The organism is Bradyrhizobium sp. SZCCHNRI1029 (assembly GCF_032487555.1).
Taxonomy (GTDB): Bacteria; Pseudomonadota; Alphaproteobacteria; order Rhizobiales; family Xanthobacteraceae; genus Bradyrhizobium.
The window spans coordinates 192,589-217,820 of record NZ_JAUEUK010000001.1; the positions used below are offsets into that span (position 1 = coordinate 192,589).

General features: G+C 66.7%; 25 protein-coding genes. 12 read left to right on the forward strand and 13 right to left on the reverse strand.

Translation table 11 applies throughout. The features are described from left to right. Positions 1-449 precede the first annotated feature (449 nt). The 3 genes from QW861_RS00885 (at position 450) to QW861_RS00895 (ending at position 3,511) form a co-directional block, all read left to right on the forward strand. Positions 450-1,478 carry a PrsW family intramembrane metalloprotease gene (locus QW861_RS00885; RefSeq protein WP_315751644.1) on the forward strand — a complete coding sequence of 343 codons (1,029 nt, stop codon included), beginning with the start codon at positions 450-452 and terminating at the stop codon, positions 1,476-1,478. Positions 1,479-1,607: 129 nt separating this feature from the next. After that, on the forward strand, positions 1,608-2,195 hold the full coding sequence (locus tag QW861_RS00890) for an HdeD family acid-resistance protein (protein ID WP_315712090.1): 588 nt from the start codon (positions 1,608-1,610) through the stop codon (positions 2,193-2,195). A 230-nt stretch (positions 2,196-2,425) separates the two neighbouring features. Beyond that, positions 2,426-3,511 carry a 3-deoxy-7-phosphoheptulonate synthase gene (locus QW861_RS00895; protein ID WP_315751645.1) on the forward strand — a complete coding sequence of 362 codons (1,086 nt, stop codon included), beginning with the start codon at positions 2,426-2,428 and terminating at the stop codon, positions 3,509-3,511. 49 nt (positions 3,512-3,560) lie between these two features. Here QW861_RS00895 and QW861_RS00900 read toward each other — a convergent pair whose 3' ends face one another. From QW861_RS00900 to epmA, 3 genes are read right to left on the reverse strand one after another with little or no spacing between them, the layout of a single operon-like run. Further along, on the reverse strand, positions 3,561-3,818 hold the full coding sequence (locus QW861_RS00900; RefSeq protein ID WP_315712092.1) for a hypothetical protein: 258 nt from the start codon (positions 3,816-3,818) through the stop codon (positions 3,561-3,563). Positions 3,819-3,854: 36 nt separating this feature from the next. Beyond that, complete coding sequence (locus QW861_RS00905; protein ID WP_315751646.1) at positions 3,855-4,949, reverse strand: lysine-2,3-aminomutase-like protein; 1,095 nt, start codon at positions 4,947-4,949, stop codon at positions 3,855-3,857. Next, on the reverse strand, positions 4,946-5,995 hold the full coding sequence (gene epmA, locus QW861_RS00910; RefSeq protein ID WP_315751647.1) for an EF-P lysine aminoacylase EpmA: 1,050 nt from the start codon (positions 5,993-5,995) through the stop codon (positions 4,946-4,948). The genes QW861_RS00905 and epmA overlap by 4 nt, the downstream gene beginning before the upstream one ends. A gap of 138 nt (positions 5,996-6,133) precedes the next feature. Here epmA and efp point away from each other — a divergent pair, with 138 nt between their 5' ends. From efp to QW861_RS00925, 3 genes are read left to right on the forward strand one after another with little or no spacing between them, the layout of a single operon-like run. Then, entirely contained in the window at positions 6,134-6,700 is a 567-nt protein-coding gene (gene efp, locus QW861_RS00915; RefSeq protein WP_315712097.1) for an elongation factor P, read from the forward strand. 39 nt (positions 6,701-6,739) lie between these two features. Beyond that, entirely contained in the window at positions 6,740-8,356 is a 1,617-nt protein-coding gene (locus tag QW861_RS00920) for a M23 family peptidase (protein WP_315751648.1), read from the forward strand. A gap of 60 nt (positions 8,357-8,416) precedes the next feature. After that, the gene (locus QW861_RS00925; protein WP_315712100.1) at positions 8,417-8,680 is read left to right on the forward strand and encodes a hypothetical protein; all 264 of its coding nucleotides are present in this window, start codon (positions 8,417-8,419) and stop codon (positions 8,678-8,680) included. Between the two features lie 87 nt (positions 8,681-8,767). Here the strand turns inward: QW861_RS00925 and QW861_RS00930 are convergent, their stop codons facing one another. Then, positions 8,768-8,950 (reverse strand): hypothetical protein, encoded by a 183-nt coding sequence (locus QW861_RS00930; protein ID WP_315712101.1) that lies wholly within the window; start codon positions 8,948-8,950, stop codon positions 8,768-8,770. Positions 8,951-9,009: 59 nt separating this feature from the next. Further along, a complete protein-coding gene (locus tag QW861_RS00935; RefSeq protein ID WP_315751649.1) occupies positions 9,010-9,480 on the reverse strand; it encodes a carboxymuconolactone decarboxylase family protein in 471 nt (156 codons plus the stop codon). Positions 9,481-9,534: 54 nt separating this feature from the next. Here QW861_RS00935 and QW861_RS00940 point away from each other — a divergent pair, with 54 nt between their 5' ends. The 4 genes from QW861_RS00940 (at position 9,535) to QW861_RS00955 (ending at position 13,128) form a co-directional block, all read left to right on the forward strand. Next, positions 9,535-10,089: a MarR family winged helix-turn-helix transcriptional regulator gene (locus QW861_RS00940; protein WP_315751650.1), complete on the forward strand. Its 555-nt coding sequence runs from the start codon at positions 9,535-9,537 to the stop codon at positions 10,087-10,089. Positions 10,090-10,149: 60 nt separating this feature from the next. Beyond that, a complete protein-coding gene (locus QW861_RS00945; protein WP_315751651.1) occupies positions 10,150-11,370 on the forward strand; it encodes a lytic murein transglycosylase in 1,221 nt (406 codons plus the stop codon). 91 nt (positions 11,371-11,461) lie between these two features. Further along, positions 11,462-12,232: a DUF6968 family protein gene (locus QW861_RS00950; RefSeq protein ID WP_315751652.1), complete on the forward strand. Its 771-nt coding sequence runs from the start codon at positions 11,462-11,464 to the stop codon at positions 12,230-12,232. A gap of 317 nt (positions 12,233-12,549) precedes the next feature. After that, positions 12,550-13,128 (forward strand): hypothetical protein, encoded by a 579-nt coding sequence (locus QW861_RS00955; protein WP_315751653.1) that lies wholly within the window; start codon positions 12,550-12,552, stop codon positions 13,126-13,128. Positions 13,129-13,182: 54 nt separating this feature from the next. Here the strand turns inward: QW861_RS00955 and QW861_RS00960 are convergent, their stop codons facing one another. After that, positions 13,183-13,980, reverse strand: coding sequence for an NYN domain-containing protein (locus tag QW861_RS00960; protein ID WP_315751654.1), 798 nt, complete (start codon positions 13,978-13,980; stop codon positions 13,183-13,185). Between the two features lie 280 nt (positions 13,981-14,260). On the opposite strand from QW861_RS00960, the gene QW861_RS00965 reads away from it, so the two are divergent. Further along, positions 14,261-14,662, forward strand: coding sequence for a hypothetical protein (locus QW861_RS00965; protein WP_316192595.1), 402 nt, complete (start codon positions 14,261-14,263; stop codon positions 14,660-14,662). Positions 14,663-14,814: 152 nt separating this feature from the next. On the opposite strand, the gene QW861_RS00970 is transcribed toward QW861_RS00965, so the two are convergent. Both QW861_RS00970 and recJ read right to left on the reverse strand, forming a co-directional pair. Beyond that, a complete protein-coding gene (locus tag QW861_RS00970) occupies positions 14,815-15,822 on the reverse strand; it encodes a serine hydrolase (protein WP_315712112.1) in 1,008 nt (335 codons plus the stop codon). An 869-nt stretch (positions 15,823-16,691) separates the two neighbouring features. Continuing rightward, positions 16,692-18,533: a single-stranded-DNA-specific exonuclease RecJ gene (recJ, locus tag QW861_RS00975; protein WP_315712114.1), complete on the reverse strand. Its 1,842-nt coding sequence runs from the start codon at positions 18,531-18,533 to the stop codon at positions 16,692-16,694. 308 nt (positions 18,534-18,841) lie between these two features. On the opposite strand from recJ, the gene QW861_RS00980 reads away from it, so the two are divergent. Further along, positions 18,842-19,930 (forward strand): methyl-accepting chemotaxis protein, encoded by a 1,089-nt coding sequence (locus QW861_RS00980; protein WP_315751656.1) that lies wholly within the window; start codon positions 18,842-18,844, stop codon positions 19,928-19,930. A gap of 10 nt (positions 19,931-19,940) precedes the next feature. On the opposite strand, the gene QW861_RS00985 is transcribed toward QW861_RS00980, so the two are convergent. The 5 genes from QW861_RS00985 to QW861_RS01005 form a co-directional block, all read right to left on the reverse strand. After that, positions 19,941-20,660, reverse strand: coding sequence for a haloacid dehalogenase type II (locus QW861_RS00985; RefSeq protein WP_315751657.1), 720 nt, complete (start codon positions 20,658-20,660; stop codon positions 19,941-19,943). A 122-nt stretch (positions 20,661-20,782) separates the two neighbouring features. Next, entirely contained in the window at positions 20,783-21,784 is a 1,002-nt protein-coding gene (gene glpX, locus QW861_RS00990) for a class II fructose-bisphosphatase (RefSeq protein ID WP_315712118.1), read from the reverse strand. A 204-nt stretch (positions 21,785-21,988) separates the two neighbouring features. After that, a complete protein-coding gene (locus QW861_RS00995) occupies positions 21,989-23,308 on the reverse strand; it encodes a homoserine dehydrogenase (RefSeq protein ID WP_315712119.1) in 1,320 nt (439 codons plus the stop codon). A 39-nt stretch (positions 23,309-23,347) separates the two neighbouring features. Continuing rightward, entirely contained in the window at positions 23,348-24,568 is a 1,221-nt protein-coding gene (locus QW861_RS01000) for an LL-diaminopimelate aminotransferase (RefSeq protein WP_315712121.1), read from the reverse strand. Between the two features lie 233 nt (positions 24,569-24,801). Further along, a complete protein-coding gene (locus tag QW861_RS01005) occupies positions 24,802-24,990 on the reverse strand; it encodes a hypothetical protein (protein ID WP_315712122.1) in 189 nt (62 codons plus the stop codon). Positions 24,991-25,232 lie beyond the last annotated feature (242 nt).

Below are 25,232 nucleotides of genomic sequence, written 5' to 3' on the forward strand. Positions count from 1 at the left end.
GAGTTCTTTCGATTGTTCTGGTTGCGTGCGCGATCAGTCAGGCCGCTTTCGCTGAAGGTCTGGAATGCCGGCGTGTGGCCGACCCGACACCACGATTGAGCTGCGTGGAAACGCCGACGACCGCCCAGGCGCCAACCACCTCCCGCACCGACGCCTGGACCCCGGTCGAACCGCGCCAGGAGGCCCCGGTGCGCGGCGGCGATGCGACGGCGCCGAGAGCCTCCCGGCCCCGTTGAGACCAGCCGGGCGGCAGCCGACGGCGGCTGCACTCGGCCCTGCAGCGGTCCCTCCCCCAATCGAGCCCCCGGACGGGGTTCTTTCCCTTGAAGGGCGGCTCATTCTGCCGACATGTAGATCTTGCCGTGCGGCCACGGACCGATGTCAAATCCATTCTCCGCGCGGGTGGTGGAGGGTCGGTTCGGCCCCGCCGCATTGGATGATCGGAGACCATGGCTTACTTGCCATCGCAAATGAACCTTCTCGAAGCCCTCGCGACCGTGATCGGCACCGCCGCGATCGCGCCCGCGCTGCTGATCCTCTGGCTGGTGGTCGCCGCCGGTGACAATTCAGGCCCTCCGCTCAAGATCTGGACCGCCTTCCTGCTCGGGGCAGCCAGCGTGCTCCTGCTCGGCATTATCAGGACGCCGTTCCAGCATGTCGGGCTGACATTGGAGAATCCCTGGATCGCCCAGGCGGTCCGGGCCCTTTTTGGCGTCGCCTTGCCGGAAGAGCTCGCCAAGGTCGCGGTGATCGCCGCGCTGTGGTCGCGGCGCCGGCAGGTCGGCAATGCCATGGACACGGTATTCTACGGTGCCGCCGTCGGGCTCGGCTTCGCGGCTTACGAGAACCTGGCTTATCTCGTCCAGCATGCCGAGATGTGGCGCTCGCTGGCGGTGCTGCGCAGCGTGCTCACCGTGCCGTTTCATGGCGCGCTCGGCATCATTGCCGGTGCCTATCTCGCGATCGCCCGCACCAGTACGGCGCTTGGCGCCAACCGCCACAATCGCGAAGGGGCGCGGCTGTCGAGCTGGGCGCTGGTGCTGGCCGCACCCGTGATGCTGCATGCGGCCTTCGACTATCCATTGCTGTTGCTGCAGCGGGCATCGACCCTCGACACCGCCGCGCGCCTCTGGCTCGGCGGCATCAGCGTGCTGATCGGGTTCTCGTCGATCGCCCTTGCCGTGCGGCTGGTGCGCCGCGTCGCCCATCACCACACGCCGCGCACCGAGGTGGCGCGGGCAAGGCTGAGCCAGCTGCGCAGGATGTGGGCGCTGCTCCTGCTCGGCGGCGCCGCCGGCTTCGTCGGGCTCGGATTCGTGCTGACCTCCATCCGGCATTGGCTGCTCAACCCTGACCGCAATGTCGCCGCGGTTCTGGTTCCCCTCGGTCTCACCGCGATCATCGTCGGGATGGCCCTTCTGATTGTCACAACGACGATCTATGTTTTCGGTCGCAACCGGATTCGGACGACGGCATAATCCCGGCATCGCGGGGCCGGCAGAGCAACCAAATGCGCATTGCGCGCTTGTCCGGGCCGCAGGTCCTCACCATGTGCGTGGGCAGGCGGCCGCGGCGTTAAGCGCGTGAGCTTGCCCGGAGTGACGATCATGACCCTTCCCCAGGATACGATTCCGCCCGAGCTCGAGCGCATGAAGTCGCAGATGGGCGCAGCCGTGCGCGCGCATTGGAAGGCCTTCCTGATCGAGGGCATCCTGCTCGCCGTTCTCGGCCTGCTCGCGATGATCCTCACCCCGCTGGCAAGCCTCGCGGTCACGATCTTCCTCGGCTGGATGTTCCTGATCTCGGGCATCGCGGGACTCGCGCTCACCTTCTGGGCCCGCGGCATGCCCGGCTTCTGGTGGTCGCTGTTGTCGGCAGTGCTCGCCATCGTCGCCGGAGTCATCCTGGTGGCGCAGCCGGTCCAGGGGACGGTGACGCTAACGATCGTGATCGGCGTCTATTTTCTCGCAGAAGGCGTCGCCACCATCATGTATGCGCTGGAGCACCGCCGCGAGCTGTCCGGGCGCTGGTCGTGGCTGGCAATCTCGGGCGTGGTCGACATCGCGATCGCCGGCATCATCATTTCCGGTCTGCCCGGCACGGCGTTGTGGGCGATCGGTCTGCTGGTCGGCATCAACCTGCTGTTCGGCGGGCTGTCGATGATCGGCATGGCGCTCGCCGCGCGCAACGGTTGACGCCGGAGGGCTCGATTTTCGGGATGACAAGCGGCCGCGCGGCCGCTATAGGATGGGCATGATCAACGCCGCCACCAGCTTTTATTGGTACTTTAGCTACGACAGCTCGCTGGCGGCGGGAGGATCGCGCTCAATCTGACACATTGCAGCAAGATATCCGAACGAGCCGCCAGACCTGGCGGCTTTTTTATTGCCGGCAGGTGCCCACCCAAGAGACCCAGGAGCCCGCCGTGCTGAGCACCACAGACGATCTTCGTATCAAGGAAATCAAGGAATTGAGCCTGCCGGCGGAGGTGATGGGTGAAATCCCCCGCACCCTCACCGCCACCCGTGTGGTGATGGCCGCCCGCAATGCGATCCATGCCATCCTGACCGGCAGCGACGACCGCCTGCTGGTCATCGTCGGCCCCTGCTCCATCCACGATCCCGACGCGGCGGTCGACTACGCCGGCCGCCTCGCCGCCTTGCGCGAGCGCCTCGCCGACCGCCTCGAAATCGTGATGCGGGTCTATTTCGAGAAGCCGCGCACGACCGTCGGCTGGAAAGGCCTGATCAACGATCCCGGCCTCGACAATTCCTTCGACATCAACAAGGGCCTGCGGCTCGCGCGCAGCGTGCTGTCCGCCGTCAACAATCTCGGCCTGCCGGCGGGATGCGAATTCCTCGACATGACGACGCCGCAGTACATCGCCGACCTCGTCGCCTGGGCCGCGATCGGCGCGCGCACCACCGAGAGCCAGATCCACCGCGAGCTGGCCTCCGGCCTGTCGTGCCCGGTCGGCTTCAAGAACGGCACCGACGGCAACATCCGCATCGCCGCTGATGCGGTCAAATCCGCGGCCCACCCGCACCATTTCATGGCGGTGACCAAGGGCGGCCGTTCGGGGATTGCGGCCACAACCGGCAACGAGGACTGCCACATCATCCTGCGCGGCGGCAGCGGCCCCAATTACGACGCCGCCCATGTCGAGCAGGCCGCGGCCGAGCTGATCAAGTCCGGACTGCCGGCGCGGCTGATGATCGACACCAGCCATGCTAATTCGAGCAAGAAGCCGGAGAACCAGCCGCTGGTCGCCGCCGACGTCGGCCGCCAGCTCGCCGCAGGCGAGCAGCGCATCATGGGCGTGATGATCGAGAGTCACCTCATCGCGGGACGCCAGGACGTCAAGCCGGGCGTGGCACTGACCTACGGCCAGAGCATCACCGACGGCTGTATCGGCTGGGACACGACGGTGGAGGTGCTGGAGCAGCTCGCCGAAGCCGTCGCCGCCCGGCGTGCGGCGCTTCGCAACTCCCCGCGTGAGCGCTCGGCGTAACACTCACGACCGATCAAGCGGCGCGCGTCGGGCGCGCCGCAGATCGCGCTCAGCAGCCGCGGCAGATGCCCTTGATCTTGCGATCGAGCTCGCGGTCTTCCTTGGTCGTGCCGCTCATCGAATTGTCCTCGGCCTGCTCGGCCTTCGGCAGGTCGCTGGGGCGCACCTGACGATGGCCGACCGGCGCCTGCGGCGGCATGCCGCTCTTCGATCCGGTGCCGGCGGAGGAGCCGCTGCCGCTCTGCGCCAGCGCGATGCCATCGGTGACGGCCATCAGGAGCCCCATCGCGATCGCAAATTTCTTCATGTTGCTCCTCCGTGTCAGCGGAATCGGCAGGACACTTCATCCCGCGGCGGGCGGATAGAGGTGCGCCTCACCGCAATAGTCAATCACACGATAGCGCGTTTGCGCAGCTGCCGCATGATCCTGCTCAACAGTTTCATCCGCAGTGAGGTATTGCGGCCCCACCGGCGCCTTGCCGTAGCCGCCGGGGATGTCGAGCACGTAGTCGGGCTGGCACAGGCCGGACACCCGGCCGCGTAGCGTTCGAATCAGCGCCTGCCCTTGCGCCAGCGTGGTGCGCAGATGCGCCGTGCCCGGCGCGAGGTCGCCATGGTGCAGGTAATACGGCTTGATGCGGGTCTCGACGAAGCCGCGCATCAGCGCCTCCAGGGTCGCCGCGTCATCATTGACGCCGCGCAGCAGCACCGACTGGCTGACCATGGGAATGCCGGCCTCGATCAGCCGCGCGCAGGCCGCGCGCACCGGCGGACTCAATTCGCGCGGATGATTGGCATGCAGCGCGATCCAGGTCGTTGCGCCCGGCGCCTTCAGCGCGTCAACCAGCGCCGGCGTGATGCGCTGGGGATCGGCGACCGGCAAACGGGTGTGGATACGGACGATCCTGACGTGATCGATGCCGGCGAGATCGGCCATGATCTCCTTCAGCCGCCGCGGCGACAGCATCAGCGGATCGCCGCCGGTGAGGATCACCTCCCAGATCTCGTCATGTGCGCGGATGTAGTCGAGCGCCGCGCGATAGGCCTCCTCCGACAGCGCATTGTCCTTGCCGGGCCCGACCATCTCGCGACGGAAGCAGAAGCGGCAATAGACCGCGCAGACATGCACCAGCTTGAGCAGCACCCGATCGGGATAGCGGTGCACGATGCCCGGCACCGGCGCATGCGAATCGTCGCCGATCGGATCGCCGCGCTCGCCAGGCGCGGCCTTCAGCTCATCCGTGCTGGGCACGAACTGGCGCGCAATCGGATCATTCGGATCGTCGACGTCGATCAGGTCGGCGAGATGCGTCGTCACCGCCACGGCATAGCGCTGCGCCACGCGCGCCAGCGCCGGCTGGTCCGCCGCGTCAGCCAAGCCCTGCGCGACGAGATCCTCGGCGCTGCGCAACGTGGTCGGACGTTCGATCCTGTTCATCGCTCACCTGCCGGCGGCGTCCACACCACCTGATCGATCCTGGTGGCGCCGGCCGCCAGCATCACCAGGCGGTCGAAGCCGAGCGCCACGCCGCTCGCCTGCGGCATCGCGGCCACGGCGGCGAGGAAGTCCTCGTCGAGCGGATAGCGCTCGCCATAGCGGCGCTCCTTCTCGGCCATCTCCTGCTCGAAGCGGCGGCGCTGCTCGGCGGCGTCGGTGAGCTCGCCGAAGCCGTTGGCGAGCTCGACGCCGCAGGCATAGACCTCGAACCGCTCGGCGACGCGGGGGTCGGCCGCCACCCGCGCCAGCGCGGCCTCCGGCGCCGGATATTCATGGAGCACCGTGAGCCGACCCTGCCCGAGATGCGGCTCGACATGCTCGACCAGCACCTTGCTGAACAGGTCCGACCAGGTGTCGTCGTCGCTGATCCGGATCTTGCCGGCGGCGGCCTGGGCCAGCGCCCCACGGTCGCCCGCACCGTCGCGGATGGTCGCGAGCAGGTCGATCCCGGCATGGCGCGCGAACGCGCCGGCAACCGTCAGCAGCTCTGGCTCGGCGAAGGGATCCGCGGTGCGGCCACGGAAGGCGAACCGCCGGATTCCGGTCGCCTGAGCCGCATGGGCGATCACCACGACCGTGTCGGCCATGATCGCGTCGTAGGGCACCTCCGCCCGATACCATTCCAGCATGGTGAATTCCGGCAGATGCAGGTCGCCGCGCTCGCGGTCGCGGAACACGCGGGCGAACTCGAAGATCCGCCGCTCCCCGGCCGCCAGCAGCTTCTTGCAGGCGAATTCCGGCGAGGTTCGAAAATACCGCCGGTGCCGGGTCCCGTCCGGCGCCGTCAGGTCGGTGCGCGGTGCGTGCAGATGGGTCTCGTTGCCCGGCGACACCTGCAGGATGCCGGTCTCGACCTCGGTAAACCCCTGCTCGTCGAACCAGGCCCGCAACGCCCTGGTGATGGCGGTCCGGGCGAGCAGGAACGGCCTGACATCGGCGTGCCGCTGCGGCGACCACCACGGCGAAGGCGCGGGCTCCCGGGACATCAGGAGGTCGCCCGTTCGGGCCGCAAAAGACTGGCAACCCCGGACAAAATCAGTATGTTGCCGCCCGAAACCGCATTCCGCGTCGCGTGGCGCCCCGGCTTGGTCCGGCGCCCCCTTTTCAGTGTCAGGAAAACAGCTTTGAAAGTCATCGCCAGCTCTATTCGCAAGGGTAACGTCATTGAGCAAGATGGAAAGCTCTATGTCGTCGTGACCGCCGAGAACATCCATCCCGGCAAGGGCACCCCGGTCAGCCAGATCGAAATGCGCCGAATCAGCGACGGCGTGAAGATCTCCGAGCGCTTCAAGACCACCGACCAGGTCGAGAAGGCGACGATCGAGGAGCGCAACTTCACGTACCTCTACGAGGATGCCGACGGCTTCCACTTCATGAACCCGGAGACCTACGACCAGGTCCAGGTGCCGAAGGACGTGGTCGGCAACCAGGCCGCCTATCTCCAGGAGAACATGACGGTCAAGCTGTCGATGCACGACGTGGTCCCGGTGGCGATCACGCTGCCGCAGCGCGTCACGCTCGAGGTCGTCGAGACCGAGCCGGTCACCAAGGGCCAGACCGCGTCGTCGTCCTACAAGCCGGCGGTGCTCTCCAACGGCGTTCGCACCGGCGTGCCGGCGCACATCACGGTTGGCACCCGCATCGTCGTCATGACCGAGGACGGCTCCTACTGCGAGCGCGCCAAGGACTGAGGCATCTCGAGGATCTGACGCCGGGGGGCGCGGGGGGATTTGGGGGCACGGATCATCACACTCATCGCCGCCCTGGCGGCGATCATCACGCTGGCCGCGCCGTCCACGATGCGCGCGGCCGATGACTTTGCTCCGCCCGCCCTCACCATCAACCGCGCCGACTGGCGCGCCGCGTTGGACCAGCTCCGCTCCGAACTCAACGCGGCGCCCGAGGTCGCTGCCGACTTCGCTCTGTCCGCGCACCGGAGCAGCGTTTCGGCCGGCGATGCGCGGCGCAGGCCAGCGCTGGTCCAGCTCAACGGCGTGACCTCGACCATCTTCACGGGGATCGGACGCAGTCCGGTCCCCGTTTTGCTGCCGTTCGACGCCACATCCTATCTTGCTGCGCGCCGCAGCGCCGCCATCGCGGCGCGCGATCTGCCGCGCTATCAGGCCGACTTCCAGACCGACCTGTTCGATGCCGGCCCGTCGGGCTACGACGCCGTGTTCTCGCTGCCGCCGGAGATGACCTCCGGCCTGCCGCCGCGCGTCTTCGCCAAGCCGGTCGAGATCCAGATCACCGGCTCGCTCCTCACCTACGAGGTCGCCGATCCCGCCGGCGGCAAGGGCGAAGGCGTCAAGGCGCTGTCAGCGCAATATCCCGATCTGCGCCGCTTCATCCGCGAGGGCTATGTCCGCTACGCCTTCACGCGTTTCGGCGTGCCCTATGTGGTCTCGATCCAGTGCCTGGACAGCGCGCCGCGGCCGCGCCGGCTCGCCTGCCGCGAGGCCTATCCCATCGCCGAGCGCTTCCTCAAGGCGCTCCGCATCGCCGGCGGACAGCCGTCGCGAATCCCGCCGGAGATCGCGCCGCTCGCCGCCGAGCGCCCGCTCACGCTGGATGCCGATTTCACCTATCGGCCTGTCGGCGACATCGTCGCCAACAGCGGCGGACGCGGCCGGAGCGGGCGGCCCGACCGCACCGTCTATTCGCAGATCCGCTATCCGCTGGATGCGCCGGCCTATGTGCATTCGCAGTCGTTCGGCCGCCGGCGCGCGAGCGACAAGTTCGACCAGCCATGGAGCCAGTATCCCTGGCGCGACAATTTCTGCGAGGCGCGCAGCTTCAACGTCGGCCAGTGCGCCAGCGGCTTCGGCCATCAGGGCCAGGATCTCAGGCCGGGCGCCTGCCCGGTGCGCCGCGACGGCGCCGACGGCTGCAACCCGTGGCGGCAGCGCGTGCTCGCCGTGCGCGACGGCGTCGTGATCCGCTCGACCCGGCAGCAGGCGGTGACGGTGCAGGTCAACAGCGGCACCGAGCACATCCGCTTCCGCTACATGCACATGAACCCCGCGGCGATGGATGCCGACGGCCTGCTCAACGGCCGCAGCCTTCGCGAGGGCGAGCCGATCGGCGTGGTCTCGAACTATCTCGACCATCCCAACGGCACCACGCGCCATCTGCATTTCGACGTCCAGTTGTTCACGCGCGACGGCTGGATCTGGGTCAATCCCTACGTGACGCTGATCACAGCCTATGAGCGCCTGATCGGCGGCCGCGGCCGCGAGGTCGGGCTGGAGGAGATCGCCGCGTCGCCGCCGTCGACGACCGGCGCACTCGGATCCTCACCGCTCGGACCAGCGGCCGACGCCGCCGCAGGGCGCGACCGGAACTGATCGCCGGCGGGCCCGGAACCGAGACCCACCGCTCCGGGTTGTCTGTCAGGAGGATCGCAGATGATGACAGCCAACCCGCATCGCAGAGCCGGACCCGCGCTCGTTTCAACCGCGATTGCGCTGCTCTGCGTGGGCGCGCTGACGATGCTGGTGCGCGACCGCTGGCATCCGCCGGAAATCAAGTCCGCCGAGGCGGCACGGCATTCGATGACCGGCCAGGTCGCCCGCGCCGCCGGCGCGCGCGTGATGCCGACCGACCCCAGCCTCGCGGTCGAGCCGAAGCCGGAAGGTCCCCAGCGGGCGCAGCCGGCGAATCCGTTTTGAGCGCAGCCCCCTTGCTGATTGGTTCGAGCTGACTGCAAGCGGCATGTGTCTCTTGCAACTCCAAGGAGACGGCCAAGGAGCAAGGAGTCACGCCGACCACTTGTCCTCTTCGCGGCGGTGCTCCTCGGCGTTGAGACGATCCGCAATCTCTTGCGCCATCGCCTCGTTCTTCGTCGTTGCGATCGGCTTGCCGTCCTGGCGCTGCACGCGCTCCTTGTCGGCTTCCAGCGGAAAATCCTCCGGCTTGAGCGGTTCGTCCGTCCCGGTCATGCGCGCCTCCTCTGCCTCCCGCGTACAATCCGCCGGGCCGTGCTGCGGTTCCGGACAACTCACGAAGCCGCCCGCACCGGCCGCTCCGCCGGCGTCCAGCGGAAGGCGACGCCATAGCGATTCCAGAGATTGATCACGCCGACCGCCGACGTCAGGAACACCAGCTCCGTTTCCGAGAATTCGGCCCGGGCCTGAGCATAGACCTCGTCGCTGACGCCGCCCTGCAGCGTGGTCAGCGCCTCGGTGAACGCCAGCGCCGCGCGCTCGCGGGCCGAGAATTGCGGCGCCTCGCGCCACACCACGACGAGATTGATCTTGTCGGCGGACACGCCGAGCTTCTCGGCCAGCAGCACATGATGCTGCACGCAGAATGCGCAGCCGTTGATCTGCGACGCCCTGATCTTGACGAGTTCGAGCAACTGCTTGTCGAGGCCGGCCTTCGCCGCCTGCTGACTCACCGCAAGGATGGCATCGTAAAGCTCCGGCGCCTGGCTCCGGAACGCGGTGTACTCGCTTCGCGCATGTGACATGGGCCTGTCTCTCGTGTTATCAGATGTCTGACAACTTATCAGGGCTCTGATGATATGCGCAAGGCACCGGAATTGACGACCGCGCGAGCGCCGCGAAAGGCCGGCCCCGCGCGTCGGCCCAGGAGTCAAACCCGGACTCGACCCAGGACGGCGGCCCGCCCGCCATCGCCCGGCGAGGGCAAGCGCGGCGAGGATGGCTACCTCGCCTATCTGCTGCGCCAGGCGCAGGCCGCGGCGCGGCTGTCGCTCGACCGCGCGCTCATCCCAACCGGGCTGACCCATCCGCAATTCGTGGTGCTGACGATGCTGAAGGCCTATCCCGGGCTGTCCGGCGCCGACCTCGCCCGCGTCGCGCTGCTGACGCCGCAGACCGTCAACGTGATCATCGGCAATCTCGAACGCGACGGCGCCATCGAGCGCACGCCGCATCCCGTCCATGGTCGGATGCTGCGATGGAGCCTGACGCGCCGCGGGCTGGCGCTGCTGGCCAAGGCGCGCCGGCAGGCCACCATCATCGAGCGCAGGCTGGCCCGCGGCTTGAAACGGAGCGAGCTCGCGACCATCCGCCGCTGGCTGGCGCACGTCGCGGCCGACCTCCACGGCGCCTAGCCGGTTCCCGCCGCTCCCAAGGCTTTGCCGCGCCCCGCCCTGACCGGGTAGACTGGCGCCATGACCCAGCCCGATTCCATGACCCGCCGCGCCTTGCTCCGCTCCGGCTTTGGCGCTGCCGCGCTGCTCGTCCCCGCGCTGCCAGCGGCGGCTGCCCCAGCCGAATTCGAGACCTGGCGCGACGGCTTTCGCGCCCGCGCGCTTGCCAAGGGCATCTCGCAGGCCACCTGGACCCGCGTCATGGCACGGCTCGAGCCCGACATGACCGTGTTCAAGGAGATGCGCAACCAGCCGGAGTTCAAGGAGCAGCTCTGGCAATACATCAACCGTCGCGTCTCCGACTGGCGCGTCATCAACGGCAAGATCGCGCTGCAGAAGAACGAGGCGCTGTTCGCGCGCATCGAGAAGGATTTCGGCGTCGAGCGCGGCACGCTTCTCGCGCTGTGGGGCGTCGAGTCAGCGTTCGGCGATCCCCTGGTGCAGCAGAACCACATGCGCCCGGTGTTTCCGGCGCTCGCCGCGCTCGCCTGGAACGAGCCGCGGCGCAAGGCCTATTGGGAGACCGAGCTCACCAATGCGCTGAAGATCGTCGACCGCGGCTGGAGCACGCCGGAGGAGATGCGCGGCTCCTGGGCCGGCGCCATGGGTCACACGCAATGGATGCCCGAGGTCTGGCTCAATGTCGGCTTCGACTATGACGGCGACGGCAAGATCAACCCGTTCGGCCGGCCCGACGACGCGCTCGGCTCGACCGCGCGCTATCTCGTCAACCGCGGCAAATATCACCGCGGCGAGCACTGGGGCTACGAGGTGCGCGCGCCTGGCAACATGTCGGGCAGTCGCAGCTATGCGGCGTGGCAGGCGGCCGGCGTCACCCGCGCCGACGGCCAGCCGTTCCCGCAGCCCGATGCGTCAGCGCAGCTCTGGATCCCGGTCGCAGGCGGCCCCGCCTTCCTGCTCGGCCCGAACTTCTACTCGGTGAAGTCCTACAATCCGGCCATGAGCTACGCGCTCGCGATCTGCCATCTCGGCGACCGCATCCTGGGGGCACCGCCGTTCCTGCAGCCCTTCCCCGGCTCCGAGCGCGCGCTGACCTTGGCCGAGGTGCAGGAGATGCAGAAGCGCCTGACCGCAGCCGGCTTCGACACCGGCGGCACCGACGGCCGCGTCGGCAACGACACCATGAAAGCGATCCGCGACTTCCAGGCCAAGGCCGGCCTCCAGCCGGCCGACGGCTATGGCGGGCTCAAGGTGCTGGCGAAGCTGCGGCAAGGCGGCTGACGGCCGTCCGCGCGGGTCGGATCGCGCATACGTGCTTACCGCTCGCCGCACGAATTCATCGGGATCAGGAACCTATCGACCGGAGTGAGCAATGACGATGATCGTGGCCGAGCGCACCTACCGGAATGTGGCGACAGGCAACGATGTCGCCGCGCGGGTGTTCCCGCCCGAACGGGTCGACGACTTCGAGTGGCGCTGCAGGATTGCCATCGAGGGGTTGGAGAGCCCCGTCGACAAGTGGATCAGCGGTGTCGACTCGTTTCAGTCGCTGTGTCTGGGGCTGAAACTCCTCTGCAGGCTGCTTACGGAGGACGAGGGGAGCCTCGCCTTCCTCAATGGAGACCCCGGTGACGTCGATGTCCCGCTGATCGCAGACTGCTGCTTTCCGCAAACGCGGACCGAGGCTTTGCGCTTCATCACCGAGCGCGACCGCGAGCTGCTCGACGCCCTGCCTGGTCCGATCCCGTCGGTGCCGCCGGAAAATGTACCCGAGACGAAATTGACCGAGGTCGTCGCCGAGCGTGTGCTGCGCGATGTGACGACGGACACCGCCGTCGTCGCCAGACTGTCCGCGCCCAGACGGGCCGGACCGAGATCCTGGTACTGTGACATTGAAATTCGCGGCTTGGGCAACCCGTTCGAAATGGCCATCTCCGGCGTGGATTCGTTCCAGGCCTTGTATCTGGGCCTTTACCGGATCTGCGTCCATCTGGAGAAGCACGAGCATCACCTGGCCGATGCCGTGGACGGCGCACCGGCGGGAGACGCCAATCTTCCCTTCATCTCGTTCTGTCCGCCCGAGGCGAAGCAAGAGGTCCATCGCGACATGCGCGACAAGCTCACGACGGAGGCCCGGCCGTAGCGACGGCGCGGAGTACGACGACCACTGGTCATTGTTCGCGATGACGGAGGGCTGAGGGCCTCCTCGATTGCGGCCACGGTCACACCTTGGCCGCCCACACGCCGGCTAGACTTCGGTGCCCTAGCTCTGGGCGGCGAATACGAATTGCGGGGATTGTTTGCAGGTTCCGTGAACTACACCATGGGAACTCAAACTTCATAGGACAGTCGTATTGTCCAACTGGACACAATTTACCCATTCTTTTGATCTGATTTCGAGCATCTGACGGCATGTTTATCAGTATGCGTGTGTACATCAACTAACAACGGAGCGACGCCATGCGTGTCGCGTTGATCCTCATCGTCATGGCAACCATGACGTCTCCATCGCAAGCGTCTCCTTCGTGTATGAACAAGAGCGAGGCGCGTCATCACTTCGGTTCGGTGCATATTTACTGGCATGGCTCAAACCACTGTTGGGACGCCACACCAATGACGAGGCGCCGCCACATAGCGAGAGTTGAACGCCAAACTGCCGAGCGCAAGCTGCAGAAGGAGCAGCCGCCGCATTGGCGCGACGCGCGATCGGAAATGTTGGCCGCCGCCCGGCCGTTTGAGCCGAGCACTGAATCAGACGACCCGCCCGAGACGACGATGACCAGATCCAACTGGTCAGCGCGGTGGATCGATGTCGCGCAAGTTGGTCCAGTGTCTCTACCCCAGAGCCTCCCCGCCTCCATACCCGCAGCGTCAAATTCCAAACATCAGGCCGAATCCGGCGCGGAGTCTTATGGCGTCGCCCTGATCGTTGTAGGCTCAATGTTGCTGCTTATCGTTGTCGTCGGATTCATGTTCCGACCTGGCGATACGCGCATAGGAGTGATGTTCGCGGCCGTGCACCGCCGAATGTACTCTTGAGTTCGTGGCCGCTCGCAAGTTCTCTCCGACCACGACACGCTGCCACCGACTGGATCACGATTTGGCCGTCGCCTCGCGGTGGCCGGACCTCGACGCCCGCGCCTTGGGCTGCGACGCGCTCGCCGCCTTCACGCGGATGCGCACCGAGCCGCCGCCCTTGGACTGTTCCTCGATCTCGAAGCCGCCCGTCTTGCGCACGAGGTCGCTGAGCTTGCGGCAGCCATAGGTGCGTGGATCGAAGTCGGAGACCAGGTTGGAGAGCTGCTTGCCGACCTCGCCGAGCGCGACCCAGCCGTCCTCGCTCTCCATCTGCGTGATGACCTTCTTGATCATCGGCGTCGCCGCGCTGATCGGCAGCAGCGACTTCGGCGCCGCAGCGCTGTCCGCGTCCTTGCTGCTCGCCGCGTCGCTGCGCAAATTCTCCGTGTAGATGAACCTGCGGCAGGCCTGCCGAAAGCTCTCCGGCGTCTTCTGCTCGCCGAAGCCGAACACGTCGATGCCCTGCTCGCGGATGCGCGCCGCCAGCCGGGTGAAGTCGCTGTCGGACGACACCAGGCAGAAGCCGTCGAAGCGTCCGCTATGCAACAGGTCCATCGCATCGATCACCAGCGTGATGTCGGAGGCGTTCTTGCCGGTCGTGTAGGCGAACTGCTGCTGCGGCACGATCGCGTGGCGCGCCAGCGTATCGGCCCACGGCCTCGAGCGCGGGCTGGAGAAGTCGCCATAGATCCGGCGCACGCTCGCCTCGCCGATCTTGGCGATCTCCTCGAACAGCCCGTCGACGATCTTGGCGGAGGCATTGTCGGCGTCGATCAGGACGGCCAGACGCGGCGAGCGGGGTTCGGACGGCATCAGATGGTCCTTGAGTAGGCCTTGGTCTCATTCCTTATACGCGGGCCGACGTCCATTCGAATGATTTTCTTGAGGCGAATGACGGGACTCGCGATGCGCGACAGGGCGCGGCCACGCGAGGCGCGGCGTGCAGAGGCCACAGAGATATGCGCTGCTGCGCCCCCCACCATTCGTATACGAACAAATTCCGGGTTCCCGGCCTGTTCTGGCGATCGTTTTCACCTTCCCTTAATTTGGGTCGCACAACGATGCGCTCACCCAACGATGGGATCTGCGGCAGATGATCAAGGAAGGCACTTATTCGGCCTGGTTCAGGACCCCCAAAGGCCAGGGAACCGGGATCGTCGAGCTGGTGGGCGGCAAGGTGTGCGGCGGCGACACCGTGCTGAGCTATGCCGGAAGCTACGAGGCCCATGGCGATCGTTTCACCGCCATCATCAGGACGAAGCGCCATGCCCCGGGACAGCCGTCGTTGTTCGGCCCGGACGAGCTGACGCTCAGCCTCGAAGGATGCTGCAGAGGCACGCCCGTCACGTGCACCGGTTATGCCGCGGAAGCACCCGACGTGCCGTTCGAGGCGTTGCTGCTGTTCTCGGCGTCCGACGACGCCCCATCTCCGCCCGCGCCCCGGCCGACGGCAAAATTCAGTCCCGATCATCTGCCGAAGCCGTCCTGGCGCTAGCATCCGACGCGATTGACGTCATCCTTTCCCCTGGGAACCGAACGCCTACGCGGTCGCAGCGGCAGCTTGCGTTCGGCCACGATCCGCACCGGCGGAAACACGACGCAATCAATCGCATCGGAGGTTGATCGCCAGGGCCATCGACGTCCTGCTCAAGGAACCGACGCGCTGATCTTGCCGACGAGATCGAGGAAGCGCTGCGTTCGGACGCCTGTCCGATTCACGGCCAGATCGACCAGCTCGACGACCACCAGGTGCTTCGAGGGAACGACCACGATCTGCTGTCCGCCGTAGCCGGAGGCAAAATAGCCGCTGATGCCGGATCGGACGCTGCTGAAGGTCCACCAGAGATAGCCGTAACCCCGTCCGGGCTGCTCGGTGTCCGAGAGACGGCTGGTCGATTCCGTCACCCATGTCGGCGGGATCAGTTGAGCCCCATTCCAGCGTCCGCCGTTCAGGAACAGCAGGCCAAACCTCGCCAGGTCTCGCGCGCTCATCCGAAACACATAGGCCGGATGCGACGAGGAGGCTTCCTTCACGTACACGCCGTCTGCGGCGGAGAAATCCTCCATCCCGATCGGCCGGCCGATCCGTCTGTCGAAGCTTGCGAACACGTCGTCGACGGACTGCCGATAGATCGTGCCGAGCGCGTTGAAATCCCAGTTGTTGTAGTACCAGAAACTGCCCGGCGGATGGCTCTCGCGCGCCGGCCGCCTCTGCTTCATCTGCCCCGTCTCATAGGACGCGAGATGATAGACCCCGGAGCGCGCCATCAGTAGCTGACGCACAGTCGCGGTCTGCTCGGCCGGCGAAAGCCCCGGCGGAACGTCGTCGATCTCGAGCGCGGCAAGCGTGCTGTCGAGGTTGATCCGGCCGGCTTCGACGGCGATGCCATACAACGCGCTGAGCAGACTCTTGCGCACGGACCGGACATTGACCTTCGCACCGAGATCGCCGAACGAGGCAACAATGTCGTCGTCCCTCACGACCATGATCGCTGTCGGCTTCTGTTCGACCGCAAACTCCTGCACCTCGCGTGCGATCGGTGCAGACCAGGGCGTCTCGTCCGGGCTTGCCGTCCGCCAATGCAGTCCCGGCTCGGCCTGAGCCCAGGACCAACCCATCGCAAGGATTGCCAGCACGGCAAGCGGACGTCGCATTGGCACGTTCATTCCCGTCTCGACAAAACCGATGTCGAGAATGCTAGAGCAAGACCGACGGACGGTACAGAGGTCACCGGCCATCGATGTCTCTGTCTGCATGGCCGCGGATCTCCACCGCTCGATGACGCAACATGCCCCGTTGCAATTTTTTTATTTTCACCCGCAGCATCAGCCAGATGGCCGCCGCAGCCAGCCCCGCCCTCAAACTTTCCGCTTGCTTTTGTTCCGAAAATCGGAAATAACATCCGCATCCCGTCCTCATGAGAGGGACGTTTCGCGATCGTCATGAACGTGGAGGGCGGGATGCGGTGGCCGCGATCGTGTTGCAGCGTGCTCGATGTACGCGGACGAACGGCAGGTTGCGGACGTGAAATCGCGTGGTCCTGGCGCCCCGATGCTGGCGCCAAGCTCTTGGGAGATGATGATCCCGGGGGCGACGGTGGCTAACAAGCCGGACACCGGGGAGATCGCGTATAAGCGTTAAGACCTCCGCGCAGGGAATGCCGGTTGAAACGGCTTTGCCTGTGGTGACTGCCGCCTGCTTTTTGTTTGCAGGCGGGCCATGGGTGAGGCCTTCACCCGGCATTCCCTGCGCCCTCTTTCATCGGGAGGGTCCTTGACGATGCATCACTCGGGCGCGATGGCGCGGCGGGATGTGAAATCATGCGCGCATTATGGGAAGCGCGACGGCCGTCATACTCCGATGTCGTCCCGGCCTCCGCGCCGGGACCCATACCTACCGGGAGCAGTTCGAGGCACGATCGAGGTGGGCATCTCGTTCTCACAACAACGGCTGCGGCATATGGGTCAGGATCGGCGCTTCGACGACGCACGCAGCTTGTCCGGGACGACTCGTCGATGTTGCTCTACCTGATCATCGCCGGCCCATGGTCCGGCACGGCGACATCGAGCACGCGCAGCTGCACGCGCTCGACACCCTGGTAGCGGTCGACGGTGAGGGTGCCGGCGACGTGCAGGATCTGGCCGCGATGCTGAACCAGGGCGTTGCCGAGCTTCTGGCCCACGCTGCGGAATGCGATCGCATTCACGGCGGCGCCGTCGCCGGATTTGAAGCGCAGCTTGAGATGCGCCTGCCCGACCTCGTCGGCGTAAACCAGCTGATGCGACGGCAGCGCCACGATGGGCTCGGGATTGCCGCTGCCGAAGGGACCGGCGCGATTGAGCGTCGCGACCAGCTCGGGTGTCGCGGCGCGCGCGCTGATGGCGCCGTCGATCAGGATCTCGTTGACGTGACGTGCGTCGGCGACGTCGGCGGCGAGCGCGCTTTCGAGAAAGGCGCGAAACTCGGCCAACCGCTCCTTGCGCAAGGTGACGCCGGCGGCCATCGCGTGCCCGCCGCCCTTCATCAGGATGCCCTGCTCCACGGCGTGGCGGACGGCCTTGCCAAGATCGACGCCCGGAATCGAGCGGCCCGACCCGGTGCCGATGCCGCCCGGCTCGAGCGCGATCGCAAACGCCGGCCGGGCAAACTTTTCCTTGAGCCTGGATGCGACCAGCCCGACCACGCCGGGATGCCAGCCTTCGGATGCGGTCACGATGACGGCGCCCTTGTCCTCCAGCCCGAGCGAGGCCAGCGCCTCCGCTTCGGCCTGCGCTTCGGCCTGCTGCTCGATGATCCGGCGCTCGCTGTTGAGCCGATCGAGCTCGGCGGCGATGCGCGCGGCTTCGGAGATATCGCTTTCCAGGAGCAGGCGCACGCCGAGATCGGCGCGGCCGATGCGCCCGCCGGCATTGATGCGCGGTCCCAGCATGAAGCCGAGATGCCAGGCTTCGGGCGGACCGTTGAGCCGGGCGACATCCATCAGCGCGGTGTGCCCGACATGGTCGCGCCGGCGCATCGCGATCAGGCCCTTGGCGACGAAGGCGCGGTTGAGCGCGATCAGCGGCGCGACGTCGGCGACGGTGCCGAGCGCGACGTGATGCAGCATGCTGAGCAGATCCGGCTCCGGGCGCGTGCTGCTCCAGAAGCCGCGGCCGCGCAGCTCGCGATTGACCGCAACCAGCGTGACCAGCGTCAGCCCGACCGCGGCGAGATAGCCGAGGCCGGAAAGATCATCCGGCCGGTTCGGATTGACCAGCGCCTCGACCTCCGGCAGCTCCTCGCCGCATTGATGGTGATCGATCACCACCACGGACATGCCGAGCCGCCGCGCCTCCGCCAGCGGCTCGAGGCTGGTGGTGCCGCAGTCGACCGTCACGAGCAGCGTCGCGCCCTTGCCGGCGAGCGCCCGGATGGCGTCGACGTTCGGGCCGTAGCCTTCGAAGATGCGGTCGGGAATGTGGATCAGCGGATCGAGCCCGCAATGGCGCAGATGCCAGGCGAGCAGCGCCGCCGAGGTCGCGCCGTCGACATCGTAGTCGCCGAAGATCGCGACCTTCTCGCCCTTGACCACGGCGTCGGCAATGCGCTGCGCCGCCGCCTCCATCTGCGTCACCGTGAACGGATCCGGCATCAGCTTGCGGATGGTCGGATCGAGGAAGTCGTTGACCGCGTCGATCTCGACGTCACGCCCGGCGAGCACGCGCGCTAGCATCTCGGGCAACTGATAGCGCTGCACCATCGCAAGCGCGCGCGCCGCGCCGCGCGCATCCAGCCGGTCGCGCCACAATTTGTTGGTCAGCGACAGCCGCACGCCCAGGAACGCCTGCGGGGCGCTCAGGGGCAGTGCAAGGGCGGATGGTGCCATGATGCGCGGGGCCTCGCTTGCAGCGCAGCGATTCGAAATGGACGCAGTCGAATCTACAGCAACTGGCCTGCCTCAGCAGGTTCCATCCATGAAACCCACCAGAATCGTCCCAGAACTTGGCGGAACTCACAGGAAATCAGGGAAATGCCGCCATATACGGCTGGTTGCCTAAAATTAGAGCTGCGTTCGATGGAGTGCATTAAACAGCCATTAGGCGAACTCCGTAACATTTCAATCAATTATTACGTCCGATTTGTCCGCCCTCTTCGTGCCGACCAGGAGGCGCGGCAACATGGAGTTCATTGCCGATGCTGACCGCGCCCGAGTTGAAGACGCAGCCCTCCGCCGCTCCGGCACAAACGACTCCCAAGGATGACGAGACCGACGTCTCGGCGCTGATCGCGCGGCTCACCGGCGAGGTCAATCAGATCGCCTGCGAGAAGACCAAATCGATCCAGCAGATCACCAACCAGATGAAGATGCTGGCGCTGAACGCGCTGATCGAGAGCTCGCGGGTGGGCGCGCAAGGCGCAGGCTTCGCCGTGGTGGCCCAGGAGGTGCGCGCCGTCGGCCAACTCGTCGAGACCATCGCGCGCGAGCTGGAGGGCCAGCTCACGACGCGCACCGGCAATCTGAAGAGCTCGATCGAGCGCATGACCGAACGCGCCCGCGGCGAGCGCATGGTCGATCTGGCGCTGAACGCGATCGAACTGATCGACCGCAATCTGTATGAGCGGACCTGCGACGTCCGCTGGTGGGCGACCGACTCCGCCGTGGTCGATTGCGCCGCCGCGCCCGATGCCGCCCGCGTCACGCACGTCTCCGAACGGCTCGCGGTGATTCTCTCCGCCTACACCGTCTATCTCGATCTGTGGCTGTGCGATCCGAGCGGCAAGGTGATCGCCAACGGCCGCGCCGACCGCTTCAACGTCGTCGGCCAGAGCGTCGCCGACACCAAATGGTTTCGCGAGGCGCGGGGCTTGCGCTCGGGCGACGACTACGTCGCCGGCGACGTCGAGTGCCAGCCGCTGCTCGGCAACGCCCAGGTCGCGACCTATTGCGCCTCGGTGCGCGAGGACGGCAAGGCGCATGGCAAGCCGCTTGGCGTGCTCGCGATCCATTTCGATTGGGAAGCGCAGGCGCGCGCGATCGTCCAGGGCGTGCGCGTCAGCGAGAGCGACAAGGCCCGCGTGCTGCTGGTGGATTCCAATCTGCGCGTGATCGCATCCTCGGACGGTCAGGGCATTCTCAGCGAGCGCGTTTCACTGAAGCTCGATGGCAAGCGCAGTGGCTTCTATCAGGACATCTCCGGGCGCATGGTCGCGTTCCACGCCACGCCCGGTTACGAGACCTACAAGGGGCTCGGCTGGTATGGCGTGATCGTGTCGGGCGCGTGAGGCAGGGCGATCAGCAGCCGAGCCGGTCGGCGATGCCGTTGAAATCATCGGCGACGATGTCCCAGGCGCCGGTGGCGTCGAAGTCGCGGCTCTGCAGCGGGCCGTATTCGGTGGGGCGGGCGACGAAGGCGGTCTTCAGTCCGTAGCGTTGCGCCGCCTCGAGATCATTGTTGTGCGCGGCGACCATCATCACCTCGCCGGGCGCAAGACCGAGCAGACGCGCGGCGCCGAGATAGGTTTCGGGGTCGGGCTTGTAGTGCGCGAACAGCTCGGCGGAGAGCACGAGGTCCCAGGGCAGACCCGCGAACTTCGCCATGTTGGTGAGCAGCGCGACGTTGCCGTTGGAGAGCGGCGCGATGATGTATTTGGACTTCAGCCGGGTCAGCCCGGCGACGCTGTCGGCCCACGGATGCAGCCGGTGCCAGCCACGGGTGAGATGATCGAGATCGGCTTCGGTCAAGCCGGTGATGCCGAGCTGGGCGACGAGCGTCTCCAGCGAGCGCCGGTGCAGCACGTCGAGGATGACGTAGCCGCGCTCCGGATGCCTGCGGACCTCGTCCATCGAGCCGACATAGAGCCCGCGCCAGCCATCGACCAGCGCGGTCCAGTCGCCCTGGATGCCGCGGGTCTTCGACCACGCGGTGAAGTCGTTGATCAGGCTGGTGCGCCAGTCGACGACGGTGCCGAACACATCGAACACCAGCGCCTTGACCATGGACAGGTCGGACATGCTGAGTCGCTCTCCAATTTCGTCATTCCGGATGCGCGCACAGCGCGCAGACCCGGAATCTCGCGCCACGATCTCGAGATTCCGGGGTCACGCTCCGCGTGCCCCGGAACGACTGTGCTGGATCAGTCGAGGTGGAACTTCGCCAACTGGCGATGCTCCGCGCGGATGTAGCGCACCGTGCCGGTGACCGAGCGCATCACGACGGTCTCGGTCTCGATCACGCCGTCCTTGCGGAACTTGACGCCGGAGAGCAGCGAGCCGGTAGTGACGCCGGTGGCCGCGAACAGACAGTCGCCGCGGGCCATGTCCTCGATGCCGTAGATCATCTTGGGATCACCGACGCCCATCTTGTGGGCGCGCTCGCGCTTCTCCTCGGTGTCGAGGATCAGGCGGCACTGCATCTGGCCGCCAATGCAGCGCAGCGCCACCGCGGCCAGCACGCCTTCCGGCGCGCCGCCGGTGCCGAGATACATGTCGACGCCGGTGTTGTCGGGATCGGCACAGTGGATCACGCCGGCGACGTCGCCGTCAGTGATCAGGCGCACCGCAGCGCCGGTCGAGCGGACGCCCTGAATGATGTCAGCGTGGCGCGGACGGTCGAGCACCAGCACCGTGATCGCGCCGGGCTCGACGCCCTTGGCCTTGGCGAGCCGTCGCACGTTGTCGGCCGGCGTCGCGTCGATGTCGACGACGCCCTTGGCGTAGCCGGGGCCGACCGCGATCTTCTGCATGTAGACGTCGGGGGCATGCAGCAGCGTGCCGCCATCGGCCATCGCCATGGTTGCGATCGCGCCCGGCATGTTCTTGGCGCACAAGGTCGTCCCCTCGAGCGGGTCGACCGCGATGTCGACCTTGGGCCCGGCATTGAGGCCGACCTTCTCGCCGATATAGAGCATGGGCGCCTCGTCACGCTCGCCCTCGCCGATCACGACCGTGCCCTCGATCGGCAGCTTGTTGAGCTCGCGGCGCATCGCATCCACGGCCGCCTGGTCGGCCGGCTTTTCCTGGCCGTGGCCGCGCAACCGCGCCGCCGACACCGCCGCCCGTTCGGTCACGCGCACCAGCTCCAGCGTCAGGATGCGCTCGAGCAGCAATTGTTGCGGGACAGAAATCTGCGTCGACATCGATCAACTCCTCAAGACGTCAAGGCGGACATCCGCCATCAAAATCTACCGCTCGCACGCCGCCCCCCTGGGCGGCATCCGGGTCAGGCGGTCGGCACGAACGGCCGCTCCCCGCCTGTCTATTCTCCCGGTTTGAGCATGAACCTATACCAAACGCCACGCGTTTGTTTGAGCAGGGACAAGTGGTTCCCTGGGCATCATGCGCTAGTTCTTCTCGATCCGGATCACCTGCGGCTTGCCGCTGATGACCTTGTCGCGCTGCACCGCCTGGAGCGCGCGATGCACGGCGTCCTCGTGTGTCGCATAGGTGATCAAGATGACCGGCACCGGCGCAGACTTGCCGGCCGTCTTCGCCGGCTCGCTGCCATTGGGATGGCGCTGCACGATCGATTCGATCGAGATCTTCTGCTCGGCGAGCCGGGTGGCGATGGTCGCGGCCGTGCCGGCGTGGTCACGCGCCATCAGGCGGATGTAATAGCCACCCTCGTGCCGCTCCATCGGCGCCTTCTCGGTCGCCTGCAGCCTGTCGACCGGACGCCCGAACGGCGCGGCGCGGATGCCGCGCGCGACGTCGGCAATGTCGGCGACGACGGCGGACGCCGTCGCGGCGCCCCCTGCTCCCGGACCGACCAGCGTGATCGGCGGGATACCGTCGCCGTCGATCGTGACCGCGTTGGTGACGCCCATCACCTGGGCGATCGAGGAGGATTTCGGCACCATCGTCGGGTGCACCCGCTGCTCGATGCCCTTGGCGGTGCGCACGGCAACGCCAAGCAGCTTGACGCGGTAGCCGAGCTCCGCCGCCGCGCGCAGGTCCTCCGGCGCGATCGAGGAGATGCCTTCGACATAGACCGAGTTCTGCGCCACCTGGGTGCCGAAGGCGAGGCTCGCCAGGATCGCGAGCTTCTGCGCGGTGTCGTGGCCATGGATGTCGAACGACGGATCGGCCTCGGCATAGCCGAGACGCTGGGCGTCCTTCAGACATTCGTCGAACGACAGCCCCTCCTGCTCCATCCGAGTCAGGATGTAGTTGCAGGTGCCGTTGAGGATGCCATAGACGCGGCTGATGCCGGTGCCGGTGAGTCCTTCGCGCAGGGTCTTGACCACCGGAATGGCCGCGCCGACGGCGGCTTCGAAGTTCAGCGCACCGCCATGCTTCTCGGCCGCCTTGGCGAGCTTCAGGCCGTGCTTGGCGATCAGCGCCTTGTTGGCCGTCACCACCGACTTGCCGGCCTTGAGAGCGGTGTCGATCGCCGACAGCGCGGGATCGCCGGCACCGCCCATCAGCTCGACCAGGCAGTCGATTTCGGGATCGCTCGCCAGCGCGATCGGATCCTTGGCCCATTTGATCCCGGACAGATCGATGCCGCGCTTCTTGGCCTTCGACCGCGCCGTCACGGCGACGACCTTCACCGGGCGCCCCGTGCGTTCGGTGAGCACGCGTCCCTCACGCTCGATGAGACGAACGACCTCGACACCCACGGTGCCGAGGCCCGCGATGCCCACTCTCAGGGGTGCGACCATGGAATCAAAGAACCTGTCGAAAGGAAAGTACGGGAGTTCTCAGCGCCGGTTGGCGATGGGAACGACGTTGTGCAACGTTTCGATCCCGCTTTCAAGGAAGCGGCGGACGCCGCGCGCGGCCTGCCGGATGCGCTGCTCGTTCTCGACCATCGCGATGCGGACATAGCCTTCGCCATGCTCGCCGAAGCCGACGCCCGGCGACACCGCGACGCCGGACTTCTCGACCATGAGCGTCGCGAACTGCATGCTGCCGAGGCTCTTGAACTTCTCTGGCAAAGGCGCCCAGGCGAACATCGACGCCTCAGGCGACGGAATCTCCCAGCCGGCCCGGCCGAACGCCTCGACCAGCGTGTCGCGGCGCTTGCGGTAGACGTCGCGCATCTCGCGAATGCAGTCGTCGGGACCGTTCAGGGCAGCCGTGGCCGCGACCTGCACCGGCGTGAACGCGCCGTAGTCGAGATAGGATTTCACGCGCGCGAGCGCCGCGATGATGCGCTCGTTGCCGACGGCAAAGCCCATGCGCCAACCGGCCATCGAATAGGTCTTCGACATCGAGGTGAACTCGACCGCGACATCCATCGCGCCAGGCACCTGCAGCACCGACGGCGGCGGGTTCTTGTCGTCGAAATACACCTCGGCATAAGCGAGGTCCGACAGGATCAGGATCTCGTGCTTCTTCGCGAATGCGACGAGGTCGCGATAGAAGTCGAGGCTCGCGACATAGGCGGTCGGGTTGCTCGGATAGCAGACGATCAGCGCAAGCGGCTTCGGGATGGAATGAATGATCGCGCGCTCGGCCGCCTCGAAGAACTGCGGCGTCGGCTCGGACGGCACCGACCGGATCACGCCGCCCGCCATCAGGAAGCCGAAGGCATGGATCGGATAGCTCGGATTCGGGCAGAGAATGACGTCGCCCGGCGCGGTGATCGCCTGCGCGACGTTGGCAAAGCCTTCCTTGGAGCCGAGCGTCGCCACGATCTGGGTGTCGGGATTGAGCTTCACCCCGAAACGGCGATCGTAATAGGCTGCCTGCGCCCGGCGCAGTCCGACGATGCCGCGCGAGGCCGAATAGCGGTCGGTCCGCGGCTTGCCCAGGGTCTCTCTGAGCTTCTCCAGCACGTGCGGCGGCGCCGGCAGATCCGGATTGCCCATGCCGAGATCGATGATGTCGGCCCCGGCGTTCCGCGCGGCCGCCTTGGCCCGGTTGACTTGCTCGAACACGTAAGGCGGCAGACGGCGGATGCGATAGAAATCTTCCATGGGTCTCTCGGCTCCGGCAACCGGGGGCGGATTCGCCAGCAGAGCTGGCGCCGCGGCGGCGCACGCCATGCCTTGAAACCGGTGCTGGATCAGGAGCTTAGCACGGGCTCGCGGCTTGGCTGGCAACGACACGCGGAGGTGTTGATTCCGGTTGTTTTATCATGGCCGCCGCGCCGCGCCAGACAATTACGCCGCTCCGGGCGTCCGATCGCCCAGCCCTTGTCCCTGGCCGATCATTTGGGCCTGGTGCTGGTGCCCGCCGAGGCTTGGCGGTCGCGCGCCGCGAGCAGCTCCTTTTCGATCTTGTCGCGCTCCTGCGGCGAGATGATCGGCGCATCGCGGTCGCGCGGCACGTCGTTGACGGGCAGATACCCGCCCGGCTCCTTGGGCCGGGCGATCGCATCCGCGTCGAGCGAAGGCATGTCCGCTATTGGACTGGAGCACCCGGCAAGCGCGAGCGCGCCGAACACAACGAGCCCCGCAACAAGGGCGCGCCGTCCCGAACTCCAGCCTCGCCCCTGCGTCCCCACGCGCACGTCCCTCAGCCCCCAACTTCCAGTCGACGGTCCCCGGCCCGACCGCAACGCGGCGCATTTTGCCGCAGCACAACCAATTGTCACTCGAAACGTGACCGGCTTGAACAGGAATTTCATCCAGCTACGTG

Bases quoted from the DNA above. Each gene is read 5' to 3' on its own strand.
- recJ (WP_315712114.1), bottom strand. From the start codon at position 18,533: ATGGCACCATCCGCCCTTGCACTGCCCCTGAGCGCCCCGCAGGCGTTC.
- QW861_RS00930 (WP_315712101.1), bottom strand. From the start codon at position 8,950: ATGACCGGGACGGACGAACCGCTCAAGCCGGAGGATTTTCCGCTGGAA.
- QW861_RS00925 (WP_315712100.1), top strand. From the start codon at position 8,417: ATGATGACAGCCAACCCGCATCGCAGAGCCGGACCCGCGCTCGTTTCA.
- QW861_RS00960 (WP_315751654.1), bottom strand. From the start codon at position 13,980: ATGCCGTCCGAACCCCGCTCGCCGCGTCTGGCCGTCCTGATCGACGCC.
- QW861_RS00965 (WP_316192595.1), top strand. From the start codon at position 14,261: ATGATCAAGGAAGGCACTTATTCGGCCTGGTTCAGGACCCCCAAAGGC.
- epmA (WP_315751647.1), bottom strand. From the start codon at position 5,995: ATGTCCCGGGAGCCCGCGCCTTCGCCGTGGTGGTCGCCGCAGCGGCAC.
- QW861_RS00940 (WP_315751650.1), top strand. From the start codon at position 9,535: ATGCGCAAGGCACCGGAATTGACGACCGCGCGAGCGCCGCGAAAGGCC.
- QW861_RS00985 (WP_315751657.1), bottom strand. From the start codon at position 20,660: ATGTCCGACCTGTCCATGGTCAAGGCGCTGGTGTTCGATGTGTTCGGC.
- QW861_RS00900 (WP_315712092.1), bottom strand. From the start codon at position 3,818: ATGAAGAAATTTGCGATCGCGATGGGGCTCCTGATGGCCGTCACCGAT.
- glpX (WP_315712118.1), bottom strand. From the start codon at position 21,784: ATGTCGACGCAGATTTCTGTCCCGCAACAATTGCTGCTCGAGCGCATC.
- QW861_RS00955 (WP_315751653.1), top strand. From the start codon at position 12,550: ATGCGTGTCGCGTTGATCCTCATCGTCATGGCAACCATGACGTCTCCA.
- QW861_RS00905 (WP_315751646.1), bottom strand. From the start codon at position 4,949: ATGAACAGGATCGAACGTCCGACCACGTTGCGCAGCGCCGAGGATCTC.
- QW861_RS01000 (WP_315712121.1), bottom strand. From the start codon at position 24,568: ATGGAAGATTTCTATCGCATCCGCCGTCTGCCGCCTTACGTGTTCGAG.
- QW861_RS00945 (WP_315751651.1), top strand. From the start codon at position 10,150: ATGACCCAGCCCGATTCCATGACCCGCCGCGCCTTGCTCCGCTCCGGC.
- QW861_RS01005 (WP_315712122.1), bottom strand. From the start codon at position 24,990: ATGCCTTCGCTCGACGCGGATGCGATCGCCCGGCCCAAGGAGCCGGGC.
- QW861_RS00970 (WP_315712112.1), bottom strand. From the start codon at position 15,822: ATGCGACGTCCGCTTGCCGTGCTGGCAATCCTTGCGATGGGTTGGTCC.
- QW861_RS00950 (WP_315751652.1), top strand. From the start codon at position 11,462: ATGACGATGATCGTGGCCGAGCGCACCTACCGGAATGTGGCGACAGGC.
- QW861_RS00935 (WP_315751649.1), bottom strand. From the start codon at position 9,480: ATGTCACATGCGCGAAGCGAGTACACCGCGTTCCGGAGCCAGGCGCCG.
- QW861_RS00995 (WP_315712119.1), bottom strand. From the start codon at position 23,308: ATGGTCGCACCCCTGAGAGTGGGCATCGCGGGCCTCGGCACCGTGGGT.
- QW861_RS00885 (WP_315751644.1), top strand. From the start codon at position 450: ATGGCTTACTTGCCATCGCAAATGAACCTTCTCGAAGCCCTCGCGACC.
- QW861_RS00980 (WP_315751656.1), top strand. From the start codon at position 18,842: ATGCTGACCGCGCCCGAGTTGAAGACGCAGCCCTCCGCCGCTCCGGCA.
- QW861_RS00890 (WP_315712090.1), top strand. From the start codon at position 1,608: ATGACCCTTCCCCAGGATACGATTCCGCCCGAGCTCGAGCGCATGAAG.